The 17,024-nt window shown below is 52.1% G+C and carries 15 protein-coding genes and 1 tRNA gene; 12 read left to right on the forward strand and 4 right to left on the reverse strand.

Going from position 1 to position 17,024, the window contains the following annotated elements; all coding sequences use genetic code 11:
• Window positions 1-280 precede the first annotated feature (280 nt).
• The 8 genes from NSQ46_RS08745 (at window position 281) to NSQ46_RS08780 (ending at window position 8,239) form a co-directional block, all read left to right on the forward strand.
• Window positions 281-1,090 carry an HAD-IIA family hydrolase gene (locus tag NSQ46_RS08745; protein WP_341032703.1) on the forward strand — a complete coding sequence of 270 codons (810 nt, stop codon included), beginning with the start codon at window positions 281-283 and terminating at the stop codon, window positions 1,088-1,090.
• Between the two features lie 66 nt (window positions 1,091-1,156).
• On the forward strand, window positions 1,157-1,762 hold the full coding sequence (locus NSQ46_RS08750; RefSeq protein WP_007127642.1) for a glycerol-3-phosphate responsive antiterminator: 606 nt from the start codon (window positions 1,157-1,159) through the stop codon (window positions 1,760-1,762).
• A 53-nt stretch (window positions 1,763-1,815) separates the two neighbouring features.
• Complete coding sequence (locus NSQ46_RS08755) at window positions 1,816-2,529, forward strand: MgtC/SapB family protein (protein ID WP_007127643.1); 714 nt, start codon at window positions 1,816-1,818, stop codon at window positions 2,527-2,529.
• Window positions 2,530-2,750: 221 nt separating this feature from the next.
• On the forward strand, window positions 2,751-3,224 hold the full coding sequence (gene tnpA / locus NSQ46_RS08760) for an IS200/IS605 family transposase (protein ID WP_213613863.1): 474 nt from the start codon (window positions 2,751-2,753) through the stop codon (window positions 3,222-3,224).
• Window positions 3,225-3,577: 353 nt separating this feature from the next.
• Window positions 3,578-5,269 (forward strand): spore germination protein, encoded by a 1,692-nt coding sequence (locus NSQ46_RS08765; protein ID WP_342576650.1) that lies wholly within the window; start codon window positions 3,578-3,580, stop codon window positions 5,267-5,269.
• An 18-nt stretch (window positions 5,270-5,287) separates the two neighbouring features.
• The gene (locus NSQ46_RS08770) at window positions 5,288-6,502 is read left to right on the forward strand and encodes a Ger(x)C family spore germination protein (RefSeq protein WP_342576651.1); all 1,215 of its coding nucleotides are present in this window, start codon (window positions 5,288-5,290) and stop codon (window positions 6,500-6,502) included.
• Between the two features lie 14 nt (window positions 6,503-6,516).
• The gene (locus NSQ46_RS08775) at window positions 6,517-7,659 is read left to right on the forward strand and encodes a GerAB/ArcD/ProY family transporter (protein WP_210095040.1); all 1,143 of its coding nucleotides are present in this window, start codon (window positions 6,517-6,519) and stop codon (window positions 7,657-7,659) included.
• Window positions 7,660-8,155: 496 nt separating this feature from the next.
• Window positions 8,156-8,239, forward strand: a tRNA-Leu gene (locus tag NSQ46_RS08780).
• A 258-nt stretch (window positions 8,240-8,497) separates the two neighbouring features.
• Here NSQ46_RS08780 and NSQ46_RS08785 read toward each other — a convergent pair.
• On the reverse strand, window positions 8,498-9,133 hold the full coding sequence (locus tag NSQ46_RS08785) for a LysE family translocator (RefSeq protein WP_007127648.1): 636 nt from the start codon (window positions 9,131-9,133) through the stop codon (window positions 8,498-8,500).
• A 283-nt stretch (window positions 9,134-9,416) separates the two neighbouring features.
• On the opposite strand from NSQ46_RS08785, the gene NSQ46_RS08790 reads away from it, so the two are divergent.
• The gene (locus NSQ46_RS08790) at window positions 9,417-10,130 is read left to right on the forward strand and encodes a hypothetical protein (protein ID WP_342576652.1); all 714 of its coding nucleotides are present in this window, start codon (window positions 9,417-9,419) and stop codon (window positions 10,128-10,130) included.
• 140 nt (window positions 10,131-10,270) lie between these two features.
• Here NSQ46_RS08790 and NSQ46_RS08795 read toward each other — a convergent pair whose 3' ends face one another.
• From NSQ46_RS08795 to NSQ46_RS08805, 3 genes are all read right to left on the reverse strand, one after another.
• A complete protein-coding gene (locus NSQ46_RS08795) occupies window positions 10,271-10,459 on the reverse strand; it encodes a hypothetical protein (protein ID WP_144867556.1) in 189 nt (62 codons plus the stop codon).
• A 145-nt stretch (window positions 10,460-10,604) separates the two neighbouring features.
• Window positions 10,605-11,201, reverse strand: a complete 597-nt coding sequence (locus NSQ46_RS08800) for a helix-turn-helix transcriptional regulator (RefSeq protein WP_007127651.1) — start codon at window positions 11,199-11,201, stop codon at window positions 10,605-10,607.
• A 330-nt stretch (window positions 11,202-11,531) separates the two neighbouring features.
• Entirely contained in the window at window positions 11,532-12,452 is a 921-nt protein-coding gene (locus NSQ46_RS08805) for an AraC family transcriptional regulator (protein WP_144867557.1), read from the reverse strand.
• 172 nt (window positions 12,453-12,624) lie between these two features.
• Between NSQ46_RS08805 and NSQ46_RS08810 the strand changes: the two genes are divergently transcribed.
• The 3 genes from NSQ46_RS08810 to NSQ46_RS08820 are packed head-to-tail and all read left to right on the forward strand — an operon-like array spanning window position 12,625 to window position 16,985.
• A complete protein-coding gene (locus tag NSQ46_RS08810; RefSeq protein WP_342576653.1) occupies window positions 12,625-13,500 on the forward strand; it encodes a fumarylacetoacetate hydrolase family protein in 876 nt (291 codons plus the stop codon).
• A gap of 25 nt (window positions 13,501-13,525) precedes the next feature.
• Window positions 13,526-14,992: an alpha-ketoglutaric semialdehyde dehydrogenase GucD gene (gene gucD / locus NSQ46_RS08815; RefSeq protein WP_342576654.1), complete on the forward strand. Its 1,467-nt coding sequence runs from the start codon at window positions 13,526-13,528 to the stop codon at window positions 14,990-14,992.
• Window positions 14,993-15,008: 16 nt separating this feature from the next.
• On the forward strand, window positions 15,009-16,985 hold the full coding sequence (locus tag NSQ46_RS08820; RefSeq protein WP_342576655.1) for a YjhG/YagF family D-xylonate dehydratase: 1,977 nt from the start codon (window positions 15,009-15,011) through the stop codon (window positions 16,983-16,985).
• The last annotated feature ends 39 nt before the right edge of the window (window positions 16,986-17,024 follow it).

Raw genomic sequence — 17,024 nt, forward strand, 5'->3', positions numbered from 1 at the left:
ATTATCGATTATAGAGCTGGGCGGAGATGATGAGAAGCCCTTTGCATAACGGAATCATTCATTTTGCATGAATGAGCATCTTGCTATGCAGAGGAGCTTCTCATTTTTTATGGGCGATTTTAGAAATCCGGCTCCTTTAGCAAGTGGTTTCGGCAAGGACTAACCGGCTGTGCCGGAACATATGAATACTAGACCACGTGCGGCTCCGTTTTCGTAGTCCCACGAGTCAGATTGTGAATCTATCAAAATTCCAAGATGGAACATGCAGAGGAGATCGAGTATGGATCATTTTTCAGGGTATATCTTTGACTTGGATGGCACGATTTATTTAGGGCCGGAAGCGATCGAGGGGGCCGTAGAGACCGTCCGTTATTTGCAGGGCTTGAATAAACGCTTGTTGTTTCTGACGAACAAAACGATCGATTCCCGAGAAAATTATTTGAAAAAGCTAGGGAAGCTCGGAATCCGGGTGGAGCTGGATAACATTTTGAATCCCGCACTCGTAACGATTCATTATTTGCACAAGCATCATCCGGGGGCGAAGGTTTATGTCATCGGCGAGCCGATATTAAAGCAGGAGCTGCTGGATAACGGGATTACATTTGCTTCCGCGCCGGAAGAGACGGACGTCGTTGTCGTGTCCTGGGATCGGGACTTTCATTATAAGCATCTGGACTTTGCATACCAATCGATTAAGAGAGGCGCGGCCGTTATCGCTACGCATCCGGATCGAACATGCCCGATGCCGGGAGGCGATATTCCTGATTGCGGCGGCATGATCGGGGCTATTGAAGGCACGACCGGCATGAAAATTACAACCGTCATGGGTAAGCCCTCCGTCTTGACGGCGTTGACGGCACTTGATATTTTGGGAGTTAAGGCTGAAGAGTGCCTCATGACGGGAGATCGTCTGGAAACCGATATTCGAATGGGCAATCAGGCCGGGATGAGCACAGCGTTGGTGCTTACCGGCGTCTCGACTTCGGAGGATTTGAAAGACAGCGATGTGAAGCCAACCTATATTCTGGATTCGGTCCACGATATTTATCGCAGCCGTACCGTGAAAGAGGCAAATGAAGCGGGTTCTTAAGGTACAAAAAATAAGCCCGGGCAGCTGGAGAACCGGAGATGCTGCTCTTGGCAACGAGGTGAAGACATGAGAACAAGTGTAGAAGGCGCGCAGCGAATCACGTACTGCTTGAAGCGCAAACCGATCATTACATCTTTGATGAATGCTGACGAGCTCCCCTCCGTGCTTGCAACCGAATCGAACATCGTGTTTATTCTGAGGACCGATATATTTAATATCGAGTCGATCGTAGAACAAATCCAGGAGGCCGGAAAGCTGTCCTTCGTTCATTTCGACCTGATCGAAGGGATCGGGAAGGATCGGGCGGGAGTAACTTATTTGGCTGAAAAGGTAGGCATCGACGGCATTGTCACCACGAAGAATACGATCATCGTCGAGGCCAAGAAGCTTGGCCTGCTGACCGTTCAACGACTGTTCGTATTTGACTCCGTTTCGCTGGATAACGGGATCAAGATGATTAAGGCTTCGAATCCGGATGCCATTGAAGTGCTGCCAGGCATGGTATGCGAGCGGATTATGGACCGGATCCGGGCGGAAGTCGATGTGCCCGTCATTGCGGGTGGATTAATGATTGATTTGGAGGATTTCGATACGGCTCTAAAGAGCGGCGTCATCGGGATTTCGACCTCCAGTAAGGAACTATGGCGCTGGCAGGATGAGCATATGCAATAAGACCGGCCAGCGAGGGGGATAATAGAACGGTTGCTGATGAGGAGTGAACGAAAATGTACGATATTTCACTGGATATGCAAACGATGCTGATGCGGCTGCTGCTTGCAGCTCTGCTCGGCGGGCTGATCGGTTGGGAACGGGAGCGCAGAAATAAGCAGGCTGGACTGAAGACCCATCTGTTGGTTGCCGTGGGATCAACCCTCATCATGTTGACCTCCATTTACGGATTTGACTCCTTGCTTATCAATCATCCCAATGCCAGATTTGACCCTGCGCGGCTTGCGGCGCAGGTGGTAAGCGGTATCGGCTTCCTTGGCGCGGGCGCTATCCTGCGGCGTTCCAATCATATTATTTCAGGCCTCACCACAGCAGCAACGTTATGGGTAGCTGCTGCCATCGGGCTCAGCGTGGGGTCCGGGTTTTACTGGCCGGCGGTCGTTACGACTGCCATCGTGCTGATCAGTACGCTTGTGCTGAACAAGCTGGAATCCCGGTTTTTGTTCATTAAGAAGTCGGGGAGCCTGAAAATCATGATTGAAGCGGGTGATCGGCCCGTGCAGGTCAGCATCATTACCGATCTTCTCCAAAAGGCGAACATGACCGTCCAGGGCATGATCGTCAATAATGACTCTGCCGATGATGATTCAACGAAAGTAACGATGGAATTCCGGGTGTATTCATTTAACAGCAAAGGCATCGATGCCTTATTCGAGCAGCTGTGGCAGGTCGAGGGGATCAAGCAGGTGCGGATGAATTGGCGGGATTAGGTACGTATTTGATCGGAAATAGCATCGCAGATAAGGTTTAGCCATGGAGCCGTACATTTGTACGGCTCCATTTCATTTATGGCTTTAGCCAGTTGAGCTCGCGAAGCGTGCGAAACAAAAAACCACCCGCTATGCGGGTGGAGGGATCGAGGGTTTGACCAACAAGACCATTCCGATAAAATTGAGATGTTCAGGCTCAATAATGAAAGGAATGGTCTTAGATGGCAAACAAGAGCTATAGTTTAGCTCACACGAAGTGGATGTGCAAGTACCACATTGTGTTCACCCCGAAGTATAGACGGAAAGAGATTTATAATCAAGTGAGGAAAGACTTAATCGAAATTTTCAAACGATTATGCAAATACAAGGGAGTGGAGATAATCGAAGGCCACATGATGCCCGATCATGTACATATGTTGGTAGCAATTCCCCCAAAAATCTCAGTATCATCATTTATGGGATACCTGAAGGGGAAAAGCTCACTCATGATATTCGAGAAGCATGCTACCTTGAAGTATAAATATGGTAATCGAAAATTTTGGGCGGAGGGATACTACGTCAGCACAGTGGGCTTGAATGAAGCCACCGTGGCAAAATATATCCGTGAGCAAGAAGCACACGACCAGGCAATTGATAAACTGAGTGTGAAAGAGTATGAAGACCCATTCAGCAAAAACAGTAGCAAGAAGAAGTAAACCAGTTTAACTGGTAAGTGAAAGTGACAAATTACACTGAGCCTGAACAATTTTATTGTCAGGCTAGCGTCTTTAGGCGCAGTTTGGCAACAAGGGGTTATACCCCAAGAGCAAACCACCCGTTTGACGGGTGGTTCTGATTATCAGACCCCAACACTTCTCCATTAAGGTTGCACCCCATAAAGAATGACCATCACCAAGGTTTCCTTTTAGAAGACAGATATATAGATGGATGGATCCGCTTCTACTTCACGGCCGGAGAAGGAATTCATTTCCTTGCTGCTTCGCATGAAAAAGGCATGTAAAGCAAATAATGGAGGTAACTCGAGCTTTGCATGCTGGGAGGAAACGAAATGCTACGCTACCGGCCTCGCGGCCGCCGCTTCGCCCCAAGGAAGGATGCGCCGGGGCAGGAAGCTTCCCGGAAAATTGCGGGAATCGAGCCGGTCGACCATTTACAGGAGCATCTGGACCGCATCCGCACAGAACTTGGAAACAGCCCGGATATCATTTTCCGGCAATTGAAGCTTGGAGGAGCGTCCGAGGCCAATTGCGCCATCGTTTATTTAAACGGGCTCAGCGATCCGGAAATGATCAATCACGATGTGATGGAATCGCTGCTGCAATTAAGCAAGGAATTCCTGCAGAAGGAGCGCAGCCCGGCCGATTTTCTGGATATGGTCATGAAAGACGGACTTGCGATGGGCGAATCCAGAATGAGTGCAGATTGGAACGAAGCGATGCTGGCGATATTGTCTGGAGACACGGTCATCCTGTTTGAGGGGGCGGATCACATCATTATCGCAGGCACTCAGGGCGGGCAATGGAGATCCGTAACCGAGCCAACCTCGCAGCTGGTCGTCCGCGGCCCGAAGGACAGCTTCGTGGAGTCCATTGCAACCAATATTTCACTCATCCGGCGAAGATTAAAATCTTCTCGGCTATGGCTCGAAACGATGAAGATCGGATCGGTCACCCATACCCACGTAGCCATCATGTACGTCAAGGGCAAGGCGGATCCGGGGATTGTCAGGGAGATCAAGGACAGGCTGAACCGGATTGAGATTGAAGGGATATTGGAGTCTGCCTATATTGAAGAATTCATTCAAGATAAGACCATTACTCCGTTTCCAACGATATATAACACGGAGCGTCCTGACGATGCGACGAGCAAGCTGCTGGAGGGCCGGATCGTTGTCTTGGTGGACGGAACCCCTTTTGTGCTGGTGCTTCCAACGGTATTTGCCCATTTCTTTCAGTCGCCTGAGGATTATGCGCAGCGTTTCGATATCGCCATCGTCATGCGGCTCGTACGCTATATCAGCTTTATTATTTTGATTCTGGGTCCGTCTGTTTATATCGCATTAACAACGTTTCACTATGAAATGGTACCGACGCAGCTGCTGATCAGTCTGGTTGCCCAACGTGAAGGCGTCCCCTTTCCGGCTTTTATCGAAGCGATGCTCATGGAGGTTGTGTTCGAGATATTGCGGGAAGCCGGTGTCAGGATGCCGCGGGCGATTGGGCAGACGGTTTCGGTTGTCGGTGCGCTCATCCTCGGACAAGCTGTCGTTGAAGCAGGTCTGATTACGCCAGCGATGGTTATCGTAGTGGCATTGACCGGTATTGCAAGCTTCACGCTTCCGGCCTACAACCTGTCCATCGCTGGACGGCTGATTCGCTTTGGCTTCATGGTTCTCTCCGGCATGTTCGGCTTCTATGGGCTGACCTTGGGCGTCATCGTGCTGATCGCGCATATGAACAGTCTCCGGTCCTTCGGTGTACCCTTTATGTCGCCAATCAGTCCATTCCGGCTCAGGAATCAGAAGGATGCGATCATCCGTTTACCCTTTCAGCCGCTGCAAACTCAAGCTGCGGAGTCTTCAACCGGATTTGGAGCGTCATCGAATCAAGACACTTCCTTGGCTGGAGACTCGGATGGGAGGATGAGCGGGTCGGGGCAACAAGGTGCCGATGGCGGAAGCGCTTCGGGAAGGGGGCAGCATACGGCTGCGAACGGAGCAGGAGGAAATCGTAACTCATGATGGGAGGCGAACTGAGATATGCGCAAACATCAAGGGCTGACCATTCTGATCATGTGCTGCTGTCTCGGTCTGCTGAGCGGCTGCTGGGATGTGGTAGAGCTGAATAAGCGTGCAATTGTCTCCGGTATCGGCGTGGATTGGAAGGAAGAGGAGAAGGAATATCTCGTTTCCTTCCAGACGGTCATCGCCGATGAAATTTCGGGGAAGGCCGGCAGAGGAGCAACGCCTACCTCCGTATATAAGGCATCAGGGAAGAGCATAGTCGAAGCGATGCGCAATGCTTCCCGCAAAGTGCCCCGTATCATTTCGCTCGCCCATACCGGTCTGATCGTCATCTCGGATCGCGTGGCGAGAGAGGGCATTATCGATCTCTTCGATTATTTGGACAGAGACTCCGATATCCGGCTGAATGCCGAAGTATTGATTGCAACCCAGGGACAAACCGCAGAGGATGTCGTGTCTGCAATGACACCGATTGGAAAAATCACGGCTTTTGCACTCGAGCAGAAGATCGATTTAACGTCGGGACAGCTTGGAGAGAACTTTCGGATCGAGGTGGATGATGTCATCCGTGGATTGCTTACCCCGGGAGGCGGGCCTTTGGTGAACGGAGTGACGATCGAAGGCAGCGCCGAAAAGGCATCGAAGATGGAAACCTTAAAAAACGCGAAGGTAGAAGGATTGGCGGTCATCTCCCAAATGGCTGTATTTAAAGGGGATCGTCTTGTGAGCTGGTTAAACGCGGATGAATCCCGCGGCACCGTTTGGATCCGGAATAAAATGAAAATCACGCCGATCCATTTGAAGTTACTTGATCAAGGTGGAGAAATATCGCTTGAAGTTATGCGGTCCAAAACAAGGCTGTTCGCTGACTTAGAAGATCCTGCGAATCCGATTATTCACATTCACGTGGAGCCTAATTTCTCGATCCGTGAAGTGAACAGCGCGATTGACCTGCGAAATCCGGCAACGATGAAGCTCCTGGAGGACGCAGCCTCGAAAGAGGTTATTCGTATTATGGAGCTAGCCGTTCGTAAGAGCAAGGAAGTGAATAGCGATATTCTGGGATTTGGTCAGGCTGTGGAACGGTCCGATCCGTCCGCTTGGCGAAAGATGAAGAATCGCTGGGATCAGCTCTTTCCACGGGTGCAAGTGAAATACCATGTGAAACCGGTGATACGAAATTCTCAAATGAGGGATCGTTCCGTTCTATACAAGATCCACAACCAATGAAGGAGGAGAATCAAATGGAAAAGGTGAAAATCAGCCCATTTCAATTCTTCTCGATATTGGTTCTGTTTCAGTTCGGCACGACGCTCGTCGTAAATTTGGGACTTGAGGCAGGCCGGGATGCATGGATAGCCGTGCTCATCGGAACGGTGATCGGCATGCTGATCTTCTCCTTGAATGCGTATTTGTACACGGCATTTCCCGACAAACTGCCAGTGGAGTATTATCGATTATTGCTCGGGAAATATGTCGGCAGCCTTGTAGGACTAGTCTATGCCGTCCTTTATATGTTCACAGCGGCTCGAGATCTCGTAGACGGGGGACTGCTGGTCATGGCGTCCGCCGCGTTGAGGGAAACGCCGCTTCTGATCGTGAATCTGCTCATGATCATGGCGGTGGCCTATGTGCTGCATCAAGGCTTGGAGGTGCTGGCACGGACGGCTACCATCTTTTTGGCGATTATGTTTATGATCGGGGTGTTCAGCGGGATCGTGATTCTATTTTCCGGGATCATTGACCTACAGCTCCTGCTACCTGTCATGGGTGAAGGATTCCAGCCGATTCTAGAATCGGTGCTAAAGAAAAACATTCATTTTCCGTTTGGCGAGCTTATCTGTGCGACGGCCATCTTTCCGGCGGTTAACCATACCAAAAATGGGGTGAAAGCAGGACTGCTGGCGATATTGGTTACCGGCGTCATCCTGGCTCACGTGTCGTTGATCACGATTTCAGTACTGGGAGCGGATATTACCGAACGGGCGGTATTTCCGCTTTTGACCATGATGGGGAAGGTAGAGATTTCGGAATTTATCGAGCGGACGCAAATTCTGATCGTGATGGTTCTGATCATCGGCGTGTTCTTTAAAATCAGCCTATATTATTATGCAGCATTGATCAGTTCCTCCATATTGTTCAAAATCCCGTATCGTAAATTAATTTATCCCTATGCACTGGTCATACTCGGCCTCTCCATTATCCTTGCCCGCTCTTACAGCGAGCATCTAATGAAAGGGGGAGCCTACCTGTATACGGTGTTCCCGTTCTATTCCATCGGTTTACCGCTCCTGCTCGTGATCATATGTCTGATCCGCAAAGCCATCCTCGGAAGGCGTTCCGGTTCTGCACCCGGCCCGGGTTCGGGACCCGCTTCCGGTTCCTGAATCCGATTCCCCAGACGCTCTAGGGGGGCTCGTTTCATGCTTCCTCTTGCGGAAGCTGCGATAAAGATCCGGAATAACCAGCAGAGCTAGCAAGAGGATCACGGTGATTCTCTCAACGGGAGAGAAGAGCGTGAAACGCCAGTTAATGATAAAGTTGTACCACGGAAAGCCGAAGAGGATGTCCGTAAGGATCGTTATGGTCAAGCATAATACCGCGGTTAATAACATGATCGAATATTTTTTCAGGAGCATGCAATTCACCTTGCCTTTCGTCTTAGGGGGTTAATCGGATTGGCGCCTTTTATAACCCCGTCCTGTTATAGTATGGAGGGGAGGGAGGTTAAAAATACCGAAGCGGGAGAGCGGGTCATGCGGTACGCCATCATGATGCATACCATGCTTTCGACATTTTTTTTAAAAAATGCTTGCTTTTTAACTTTAGTCGTTATATACTCTTAATTACGGTGATCACAACGAGTTGATAACCCAAACACATGCGGTCGTGGCGGAATTGGCAGACGCGCACGGTTCAGGTCCGTGTGGGCTAACCCCCGTGGAGGTTCGAGTCCTCTCGACCGCATCAATGTAACAGCGAATAAGCTCTTGAATTTGTCCTTGCGGCAATTCAAGAGCTTTTTTTGTATATCTGAGTTTTCCGCAGCTCGTATCATCGGTTGAAAGCGTGATGAGGGTTGTACGAAAATAAGAAACAGCTCCCTTCGGAGCTGTTCTCATGCGCTGAGTATCCCACAATTCAATAAGTGGGGGTTGCATCTGCATTAAGTTTGTCTGCCGGCACCGTGCACTTAAGCACCTTGATAGGGATACGTTTCATCCATTACTGTCTTTGGAATGCTACCTTTAGGCCCAGTCCAATGTAGATTGCTCCAACGAATTTGCCGCTCCACTGGCTTAGGCGCCTGATCCATGGCGTCCGTTTAACCACTCTTCCAAGCGTGGAGACACTTAATACAATCGTGGTTGTATACAATATGCTTAGAATCACAAAAATCAATCCCAGGACTAAGAACTGCCCGACCGCTTCACCGCGTTCGTGATGAATAAATTGAGGCAGGAATGCCAGAAAGAAGAGGGCCGTCTTCGGATTAAGAAGCTCAGCAACAGTTGCCGAGACGTAGGATTTCAGGGAGCCTGCCGATTCAACCTGGGGCATTTGCGGTTCGGAGGGCTTGCTTAGGATTGCGCGAATCCCTAGGTATAGCAAGTAGGCTGCGCCTGCAAATTTAACAACATTGAAGGCAAGTGCCGAAGTCATCAATATTGCGGATAGACCTACCGTTGCAAATAAGGTATGAAGGAAATCCCCGGTAGCGATACCGAGCCCAGCCATAATGCCTCCTCTTCGCCCGTTCTGAACGGTACGGGTAATGGTGAGGAGAACGGCGGGTCCTGGAATCAAAAATAGACCAAGAACAACGATGATGTACGTCATAAGAGTCGGAAAATCGAGCATTTGCATTCCCCCTTTATGGTCCTAAAGCGATGGGTCTGTCGTTACTCAAACCATCCTGTCCCTATATTAGAGTCAGATGATTCAAATGGCAAGCAGGTGAATCGATAATTATGCTGCTCTTAGAACCTCCCGGATAAGCGTTTTTTCCTGTTCCGTTTTATGGGGTGTTGCCATTATACTTATAGTAATTGAATGGTCTTGGAGCTGGCGTTATGTTATCGCCGTTCCATCATGGATAGATTGACAGCAGGGGGAATTTGACCGGGAAGGGGGAGTGGTCGAAATGGCAAACGTACGAAACCGGTTCGGCACATGGTTGCTGCTGGTCGTCTTGCTGTCCGTGACAGCCGGTTGTGAGGCGCCCGATTCCGGGAGCAGCGTTGTCGCTCCTGCTCCCGTATCGCTTACGCAGAACCATGACGGGAAGCGGAGCGATTCGGACGGATCGGCATCCGGCGGGAAATCCTCGAAGACGGATCAGTCCGAGGGGAACCCATCAGAACCTGCCGGCCAGGGTTCAAGTGGCGAAGCGGATGGAAAGAGCAAAGACGAAGTGGATCTCACGGATGTTACGGCCATGTGGCTTATCAATCACCAAGCCGGATGGATTGGGGGAGACGGATGGATTGCCTTCAGTGATGACGGTGGAACTGATTGGGAGGTGCAGGCTTATCCCGAGGAGACGGTTCGCCAAATCTTTGCCTTGAACGCAAACCACGTATGGGCCGTCATGGAGAACAATGATTTATATCAGTCGACGGACGGGGGACAGGTCTGGAACAAGATCGGCAGGACGCCGAATGGGGGATTTCTTCATTTCGTATCGCCGGACACGGGGTTCAGCGGATCGGCGAGAACGGAAGACGGGGGGAAAACCTGGGGAGAATCCGAGGGTCCGGATACGACCCGGAAACCGGAAGATTTGCGGGAGCCGTTAATTGGCTGGCGGCTTCAGAATCACCAGCAGGATCTTCACGGTCATGGCGAATGGCTGTAACATAGAAGAAGATCAGGCGGAATGGAAGAAATCCACACCAACGTAAAACAAGCAGGCACGGGCAAGAGGTAGCTCTCTTATCCGGCCTGCTTGTTTGCTTTATATTTTTGCTCCTGCGGTTGTTTCAACCGGGGCTTCGCTCAGGGCAGTTCCTTGAACAGAATTCGGCAGCTGAGCCATATGCCTCCTGCAATGCCGAGAATACCGCCGGCGGCTACGCTGATGACCAGATCATAGGAGTGCCACCCCAGCAAAAAACCGATGCCGCTGCCGAATGTCGTTCCTGCCAGCAGACCCAGCGCAGCACCGTTCTTCTGATTTAAGCTCATGCCAGACCATCACCTCAACGAACAATATTCCCAGTTAACGCCAAGAACATGCCGGCGAGAAGAAAAAAAGCCCGGCGAGCCTTAATCCGGGTAAGGTCGCGCAGAGCAGTTGATGAAGAGGTTATGAGTTCATTTCGTTCTTGCTTTACGAATGTTTGTTCAGGATGCAGTCTGCAAACAGGACCGATTTTGGAATGCGGAAAAATTGTTCCGCTTTCTCCTGAAATGCTGCCGATGGAACCGTTCCTTGATGCAGCCATTTGCGGAATGTGCCGGGATGCACGCCGATCCAGCGGCTCACATCGCTTACCGACAAATCGTGCACCATGCATAGGCCTGTCAGGATCCGGTTACTGACCGGCGAGCGTGTCAACGTCCGCTTCATAAAGCGCGACGGTGCAGGCTGGCAGATCAGCGGGGACTGCTCCAGCAGCTCCTCCCGGAACAGAATATGACGGGGATACCCGAGGTAACTGCAGGCTTTCTCCAGATTTTGCTTTCCGGGTACGCGTCCCTCATATACCCAAGCACTGACGCTGCGCGAGGAAACTCCCAATTCTTCGGCAAGCTGAGACAGTTTGATGTCATTGGCCATTAGAATGGCAAGGAGGACGCGGTTGCGAATTTGGCAGCGGGTCGGCCTCCGAAAGCGCTTGACTCGCACGCCTTTCCCCAAATATTTCCTATTGATCAGGGACCACGCCTCAATGGAGTGTTTTTCTTGCTGCAATGGTGTAGGCATAATTCCTCCGATTTTTTTTAACACAATACTACAATATTCGACACTAACTTTTCAATAGCCAACGTCTAAACATTTGTTTCCATTTCGTTGTTGCATAATCAACGCGTACTGCGACAGACCTGTGAAAGAAGTGCTTGCCGTACCCAGAAACACGCCGCTGGAGTATGAATCCGGCAACGTTAAAGTGATGATGTCTCGTCGACTCAACGAATATCAAATGATCTGTATCTCGTAGGGTGTACAGTTGGCAACAAAGCTTAAATGTTTCATTAGACTTGTCTATGCCTAACAAAAAAAACTGCCGCCGGCCGGTTCTATTCGCAATTTGGTTCAATAATCCGGATGATCCGGGCCGGCTGCCGATGGCTGCTGGGAATGGATGCGGAACTCGCTTGGTGCGATGCCGGTCCACCGCTTGAATTGGCGGCTGAAATGCGCATTGGTCTTATACCCCAGCATCATCGCAATATGGTCAATGCTTAGGTCTGTTTGCTTCAACAGCCGCTGGGCCTCATTCAGGAGGGTTTCGGATAGAAACTTGCGCGGTGCTCTGCCGTATACCTGCCGAAAAATCCGATTAACCTGCGACGGACTAAGGTTCAGCGACTTGGCGATGTCTTGGATCCAGGTTCGCTCGGTCTCCTGAATTTCACCGTGAAGATGAATATATCTTACGGAGTCCTCGATTTGCTCGGCGATCTGACGCGCGATGGATTCTTTTCTGGATAAGGTGACGGATGTGGTCTGAGACAGCTGTCCGACCAGGGAGCCGAGCAGTTCGAATACGGCGGCATGGACCCTCATCTGTTTGGAGGCCGGCAGCGGGCTGGATAAGTGCTCTGTGGCCAGATTGTACAGCGTAGACAGAGAAGAAGACAGTCCCTGGGCTAAAGCCGAATCTGCCGGATAATAAATGTCCTTGCAGCGGTTGAGTTCTCTGCAAAAGGATGTATCGTGAACGCTGAAATGAACGGAGAAGTAAGTGAAACCCTGCGGACCGGCACACGTGCAGGAATGTGTCATGCCGGGGCGAATGAACAACAAGTCTCCAACGGACTGCTTGTACAGCTGTCCATTGACCACCATATTCATCTCGCCGTCCATCATCCAATGAATTTCGTACATGGAATGCTCGTGGGACGGATAAGTCCAGCGGGAATCCACTTTTCTTGCATGCAGCCCCAATAATTGAAAAGACATGCGAACATCGGGCAGACGACCTAAATACGCGGCTTCGGAAAGCTTGGTCACAGCAAACCTCCTCGGTATGTCCTGTATTCCCGTAACGGTTAGACTCATCTTAACAGAAAAATTATGCGTGAAAAGGGTAAATCGTCGTAGAGATTAGCGCATCGTCATGGGCGATCGGTGGTGCTATGGTAGTAATATCAACCCGATGGGGAAGAAATGGGGGCAAGCCTGAATGAGAATTATTCGATTTCTGGACGGACAACGGAAGCGGCTGGCAGCCGTTACGGATGATGAAACAGCCTATCGTCTGCCGCAGCGGGATTTTATGACTTTGATCCATCAAGCCAGGGAGCGCGGGATCTCTCCTGTTCAATTGGTTGAAAGCGCTTTTAGTCCAACAAGTGAGCTGGCTGGTGATTGGACTTCTCTGCATCTTGTCACGCCACTGGACGCGCCGGAAGTATGGGCGGCGGGTGTTACGTATCAACGAAGCCGCGAAGCACGAAATTATGAAGCTACGAATGGAAGACTGGATGCGGAGACATTTTACGATAAAGTCTATGACGCTGAGCGGCCGGAAATCTTTTTCAAATCCACGGCCGCCCGCACCATCGGACCGAACGAGGCCGTCACGCTGCGCAGCGATTCCACATGGCAGATTCCAGAGCCTGAGTTGGGACTAGTCCTTGCCGCTGATGGAAGTATAGTGGGATACATCGTGGGTAATGACATGAGCTGCCGCGATATCGAAGGGGAGAACCCGCTGTATTTGCCGCAAGCAAAAATATGGCGCAATTCCTGCTCCATCGGACCGGCCATCCGGCTTGCGGAAACGGTGCAGAATCCATATGCATTCAGCATCGTCTGCGAGATTTACCGCGAGGGGCGCATGGTCGTGAAGAGCCAGGCAAGTACAAGTGAATTAAACCGAAAGCTGGATGAACTGGTCTCGTTCTTGGCAAAGGACAACGATTTATTCGATGGTACGGTGCTTTTGACAGGCACAAGCATTGTGCCGCCTAATGATTTTACGCTTGAGCCCGGAGACCGGATTGAAATTTCGATCAGCAGTATCGGTACGCTGGTGAACCCTGTTTTATCAAATTAGTTTTTAATAAGGAGGGCGTATTCCCATGACGGCATTTCAAAGAGAGCAAGTATACAGGAACTATATCAACGGAGAATGGGTGAAGGCTGCGTCCGGAGAAACCGAACCCAGCATCAATCCGGCAAACCGGAATGAGGTAGTCGGTTATGTACCGGTTTCCGGTATAGAGGATCTGAACCGTGCTGTCGCAGCGGCCAAAGCAGCAGGCCGAGCCTGGCGGCGATTAACCGGCGCGGAACGCGGCAATGTTCTCTACAAGGCGGCGAATGTGCTGGAACGCCGGGCCGACGAGGTCGCCGAGGCGATGACGAGGGAAATGGGCAAAACGCTTGCAGAAGCTAAGGGAGAGACGATGCGCGGCGTCGCGATCCTAAGGTATTACGCCGGCGAAGGGATGCGAAAAATCGGAGATGTCATTCCTTCGACGGACAGCGAAGCGCTGATGTTTACGACCCGTGTACCGCTTGGCGTCGTGGGCGTCATTGCCCCATGGAATTTTCCCGTAGCGATTCCGATTTGGAAGACGGCCCCGGCTTTGATATACGGCAATACCGTTGTGTTAAAGCCGGCGCAGGAAACGGCGGTCACGGCAGCCAAAATCATGGAATGCTTTGAGGAGGCGGGAATTCCGGCAGGCGTTCTCAATCTTGTATGCGGCAGAGGTTCGGTGATCGGATCTGCGCTTGCCGAGCATCCGGATGTCAACGGGATAACGTTCACAGGTTCCAACGAAGTCGGAAAACGAGTCGGCGCCGCCGCTTTGGGGCGGGGAGCCAAGTATCAGCTTGAAATGGGCGGCAAAAATCCGATCATTATCGCGGCAGATGCGGACCTGGACTTGGCAGTCGAGGCCACCATCAGCGGCGGCTTGAAATCCACCGGCCAAAAATGCACCGCCACCAGCCGGGTCATTGTGGAGCGGAAAGTATATGAAGCCTTTAAAGAAAAGCTCCTGTCGCAAATCCGGGAGATCCGGTTGGGGGACGGCATGTCTTCCGAAAGCTGGATGGGACCGTGCGCGAACGAAGGACAGCTCGAAACGGTGCTGAACTATATTCAGAAAGGGCAGGATGAAGGCGCCGTGCTGCTGACCGGCGGAAAAAGAGCGGACGGTCCAGGGCTTGAAGAAGGGTTTTATGTCCAGCCAACCGTATTTGAGGGGGTCGAACCGCATATGTCCATAGCCCGGGAAGAAATCTTCGGCCCTGTGCTTGCATTGATCGCGGTGGATTCCCTGGAGGAAGCCATAGAGACGGCCAATGACAGCGACTTTGGCTTGAGTGCCTCCATCTATACGCAAAATGTCGACGCAATGCTGTCTTTCATCCGGGATATGGATGCCGGATTGGTCAGGATCAATGCGGAAACGGCCGGCGTAGAGCTGCAGGCTCCGTTCGGCGGAATGAAAATGTCGAGCTCGCATTCCAGGGAACAGGGGCAAGCGGCCATCGAGTTTTTCACTTCCATCAAAACGGTTTTCGTTAAGTCTTAGGCGGCGGGAGGGTGCCATGCACGAACAGATTATGTCGATAATGGGGGAGAAAGACTCAAGCTGTTTCGATATTATGGCGTATGCTCCCGGGGCGGCGGGACGGCTGCCTTTAACGGATGACTTGCTGCGGAACGCTCCGAGCGGCGACTTGTTCGGCATGTCCCAGAATGTCGGGATGGGCTGGAAGCCCGGGGAGTTGAACGGAAAACAGTTTCTGATCCTGAGCACGCAGGGCGGAATTCGCAACGAGGACGGCAGTCCTGCCGCCCTCGGTTACCATACGGGCCACTGGGAGGTCGGCCTGCTCATGAAGGCTGCGGCGGAAGAGATATCGGGCCGCGGTGGAATTCCGTTTGCAGGCTATGTCAGCGACCCTTGTGACGGCCGATCCCAGGGAACGACAGGCATGTTTGATTCCCTTCCATACCGGAACGATGCTGCCATGGTGTTCCGCAGACTGATTCGCTCCTTGCCGACGCGCAAAGGGGTGATCGGCGTCGCCACTTGCGACAAAGGTTTGCCGGCGATGATGCTTGCGCTTGCGGGCATGCCACAGCTGCCGGGTGTGATCGTTCCCGGGGGCGTCACCCTTCCGCCTGTCGATGGAGAGGACGCCGGCAAAATTCAGACGATCGGCGCACGGTACGTCAGCGGCGAGCTCTCCCTGGAAGCGGCGGCGGAGCTCGGCTGCCGGGCATGCGCTACACCGGGAGGAGGCTGCCAGTTTCTAGGCACGGCGGCAACAGCCCAGGTCGTCGCCGAGGCGATGGGCATGACGGTGCCGCATGCCGCGCTTGCACCATCCGGGCAGCCGATCTGGATCGAAATGGCTCGGCAATCCTCACGCGCACTCATGGTCATGGAGTCCGAAGGGCTTAGAATGGCGGACATTGTCACCGATGCGGCGATTCGCAATGCGATGGCCGTTCATGCCGCATTCGGCGGCTCTACCAATCTGCTGCTCCACATTCCCGCCATTGCCCATGCAGCCGGTTTAACCGTGCCTGCGGTGCAGGACTGGATCCAGGTCAACAAGCATGTGCCGAGACTGGTCAGCGCCCTGCCGAACGGCCCGATCTTCCACCCGACCATTCGGGTGTTTCAGGCCGGAGGAGTGCCTGAAGTGATGCTTCACCTCAGGCAGCTTGGCATACTGGATGAGTCCGTGCTTACCGTAACAGGTACGACGCTGGGCGAGGTGCTCGACTGGTGGGAATCGTCGGAACGCCGTCATCTGCTGCGGAAGCAGCTGAAAGAGAAGGACGGGGTTGATCCGGATAGTGTCATTATGAGCGCGGAGTATTCGCGGCGTCTTGGCATTACCTCTACCGTAACGTTTCCGACCGGGAATATCGCTCCGGAAGGCTCTGTGATCAAATCCACATCGATCGACCCTTCGGTACTGGATGACCATGGCGTGTATCGTCACAGAGGCAGAGCCAAAGTATTTACAACCGAACGCGAAGCGATCCGTGCGATTAAGACCGGCGGAGTTCTGGCAGGCGACGTCGTCATACTTCTCGGGCGGGGTCCGTCAGGGACCGGGATGGAGGAGACTTACCAGCTTACGTCTGCGCTGAAGCATCTGTCTTTCGGCAAATACGTGTCGCTCATTACCGATGCCCGGTTTTCCGGTGTTTCCACCGGGGCGTGCATTGGCCATGTTGGCCCCGAAGCGCTGGCAGGCGGGCCGATCGGCAAGCTTCGGAACGGTGACTTGATTGATATCGTCGTGGATCGCAACACGCTGGAAGGCAGCATAAATTTTGTCGGTGAAGGGGAAGTCGAGGTTTCGCCGGAGGAAGGCGCTCTCATCCTGGCACAGAGGCCTTTCCATCCCGATATGCGGCCGGATGAAGCTTTGCCGGATGACACCAGGCTGTGGGCTGCGCTGCAGTCCGTCAGCGGAGGGACATGGAGAGGAAATGTGTACGACGTGGAACGGATCATAACCGCTCTGGAAGCCGGCAAAAAAGTACTGGGCTGGCACTGAAACAATCACTTTTTGTACAATCATCATTTTCATGCCGGA

The sequence above is a fragment of the Paenibacillus sp. FSL M8-0142 genome, from assembly GCF_038597315.1.
Lineage (GTDB): Bacteria > Bacillota > Bacilli > Paenibacillales > Paenibacillaceae > Paenibacillus_AQ > Paenibacillus_AQ lactis.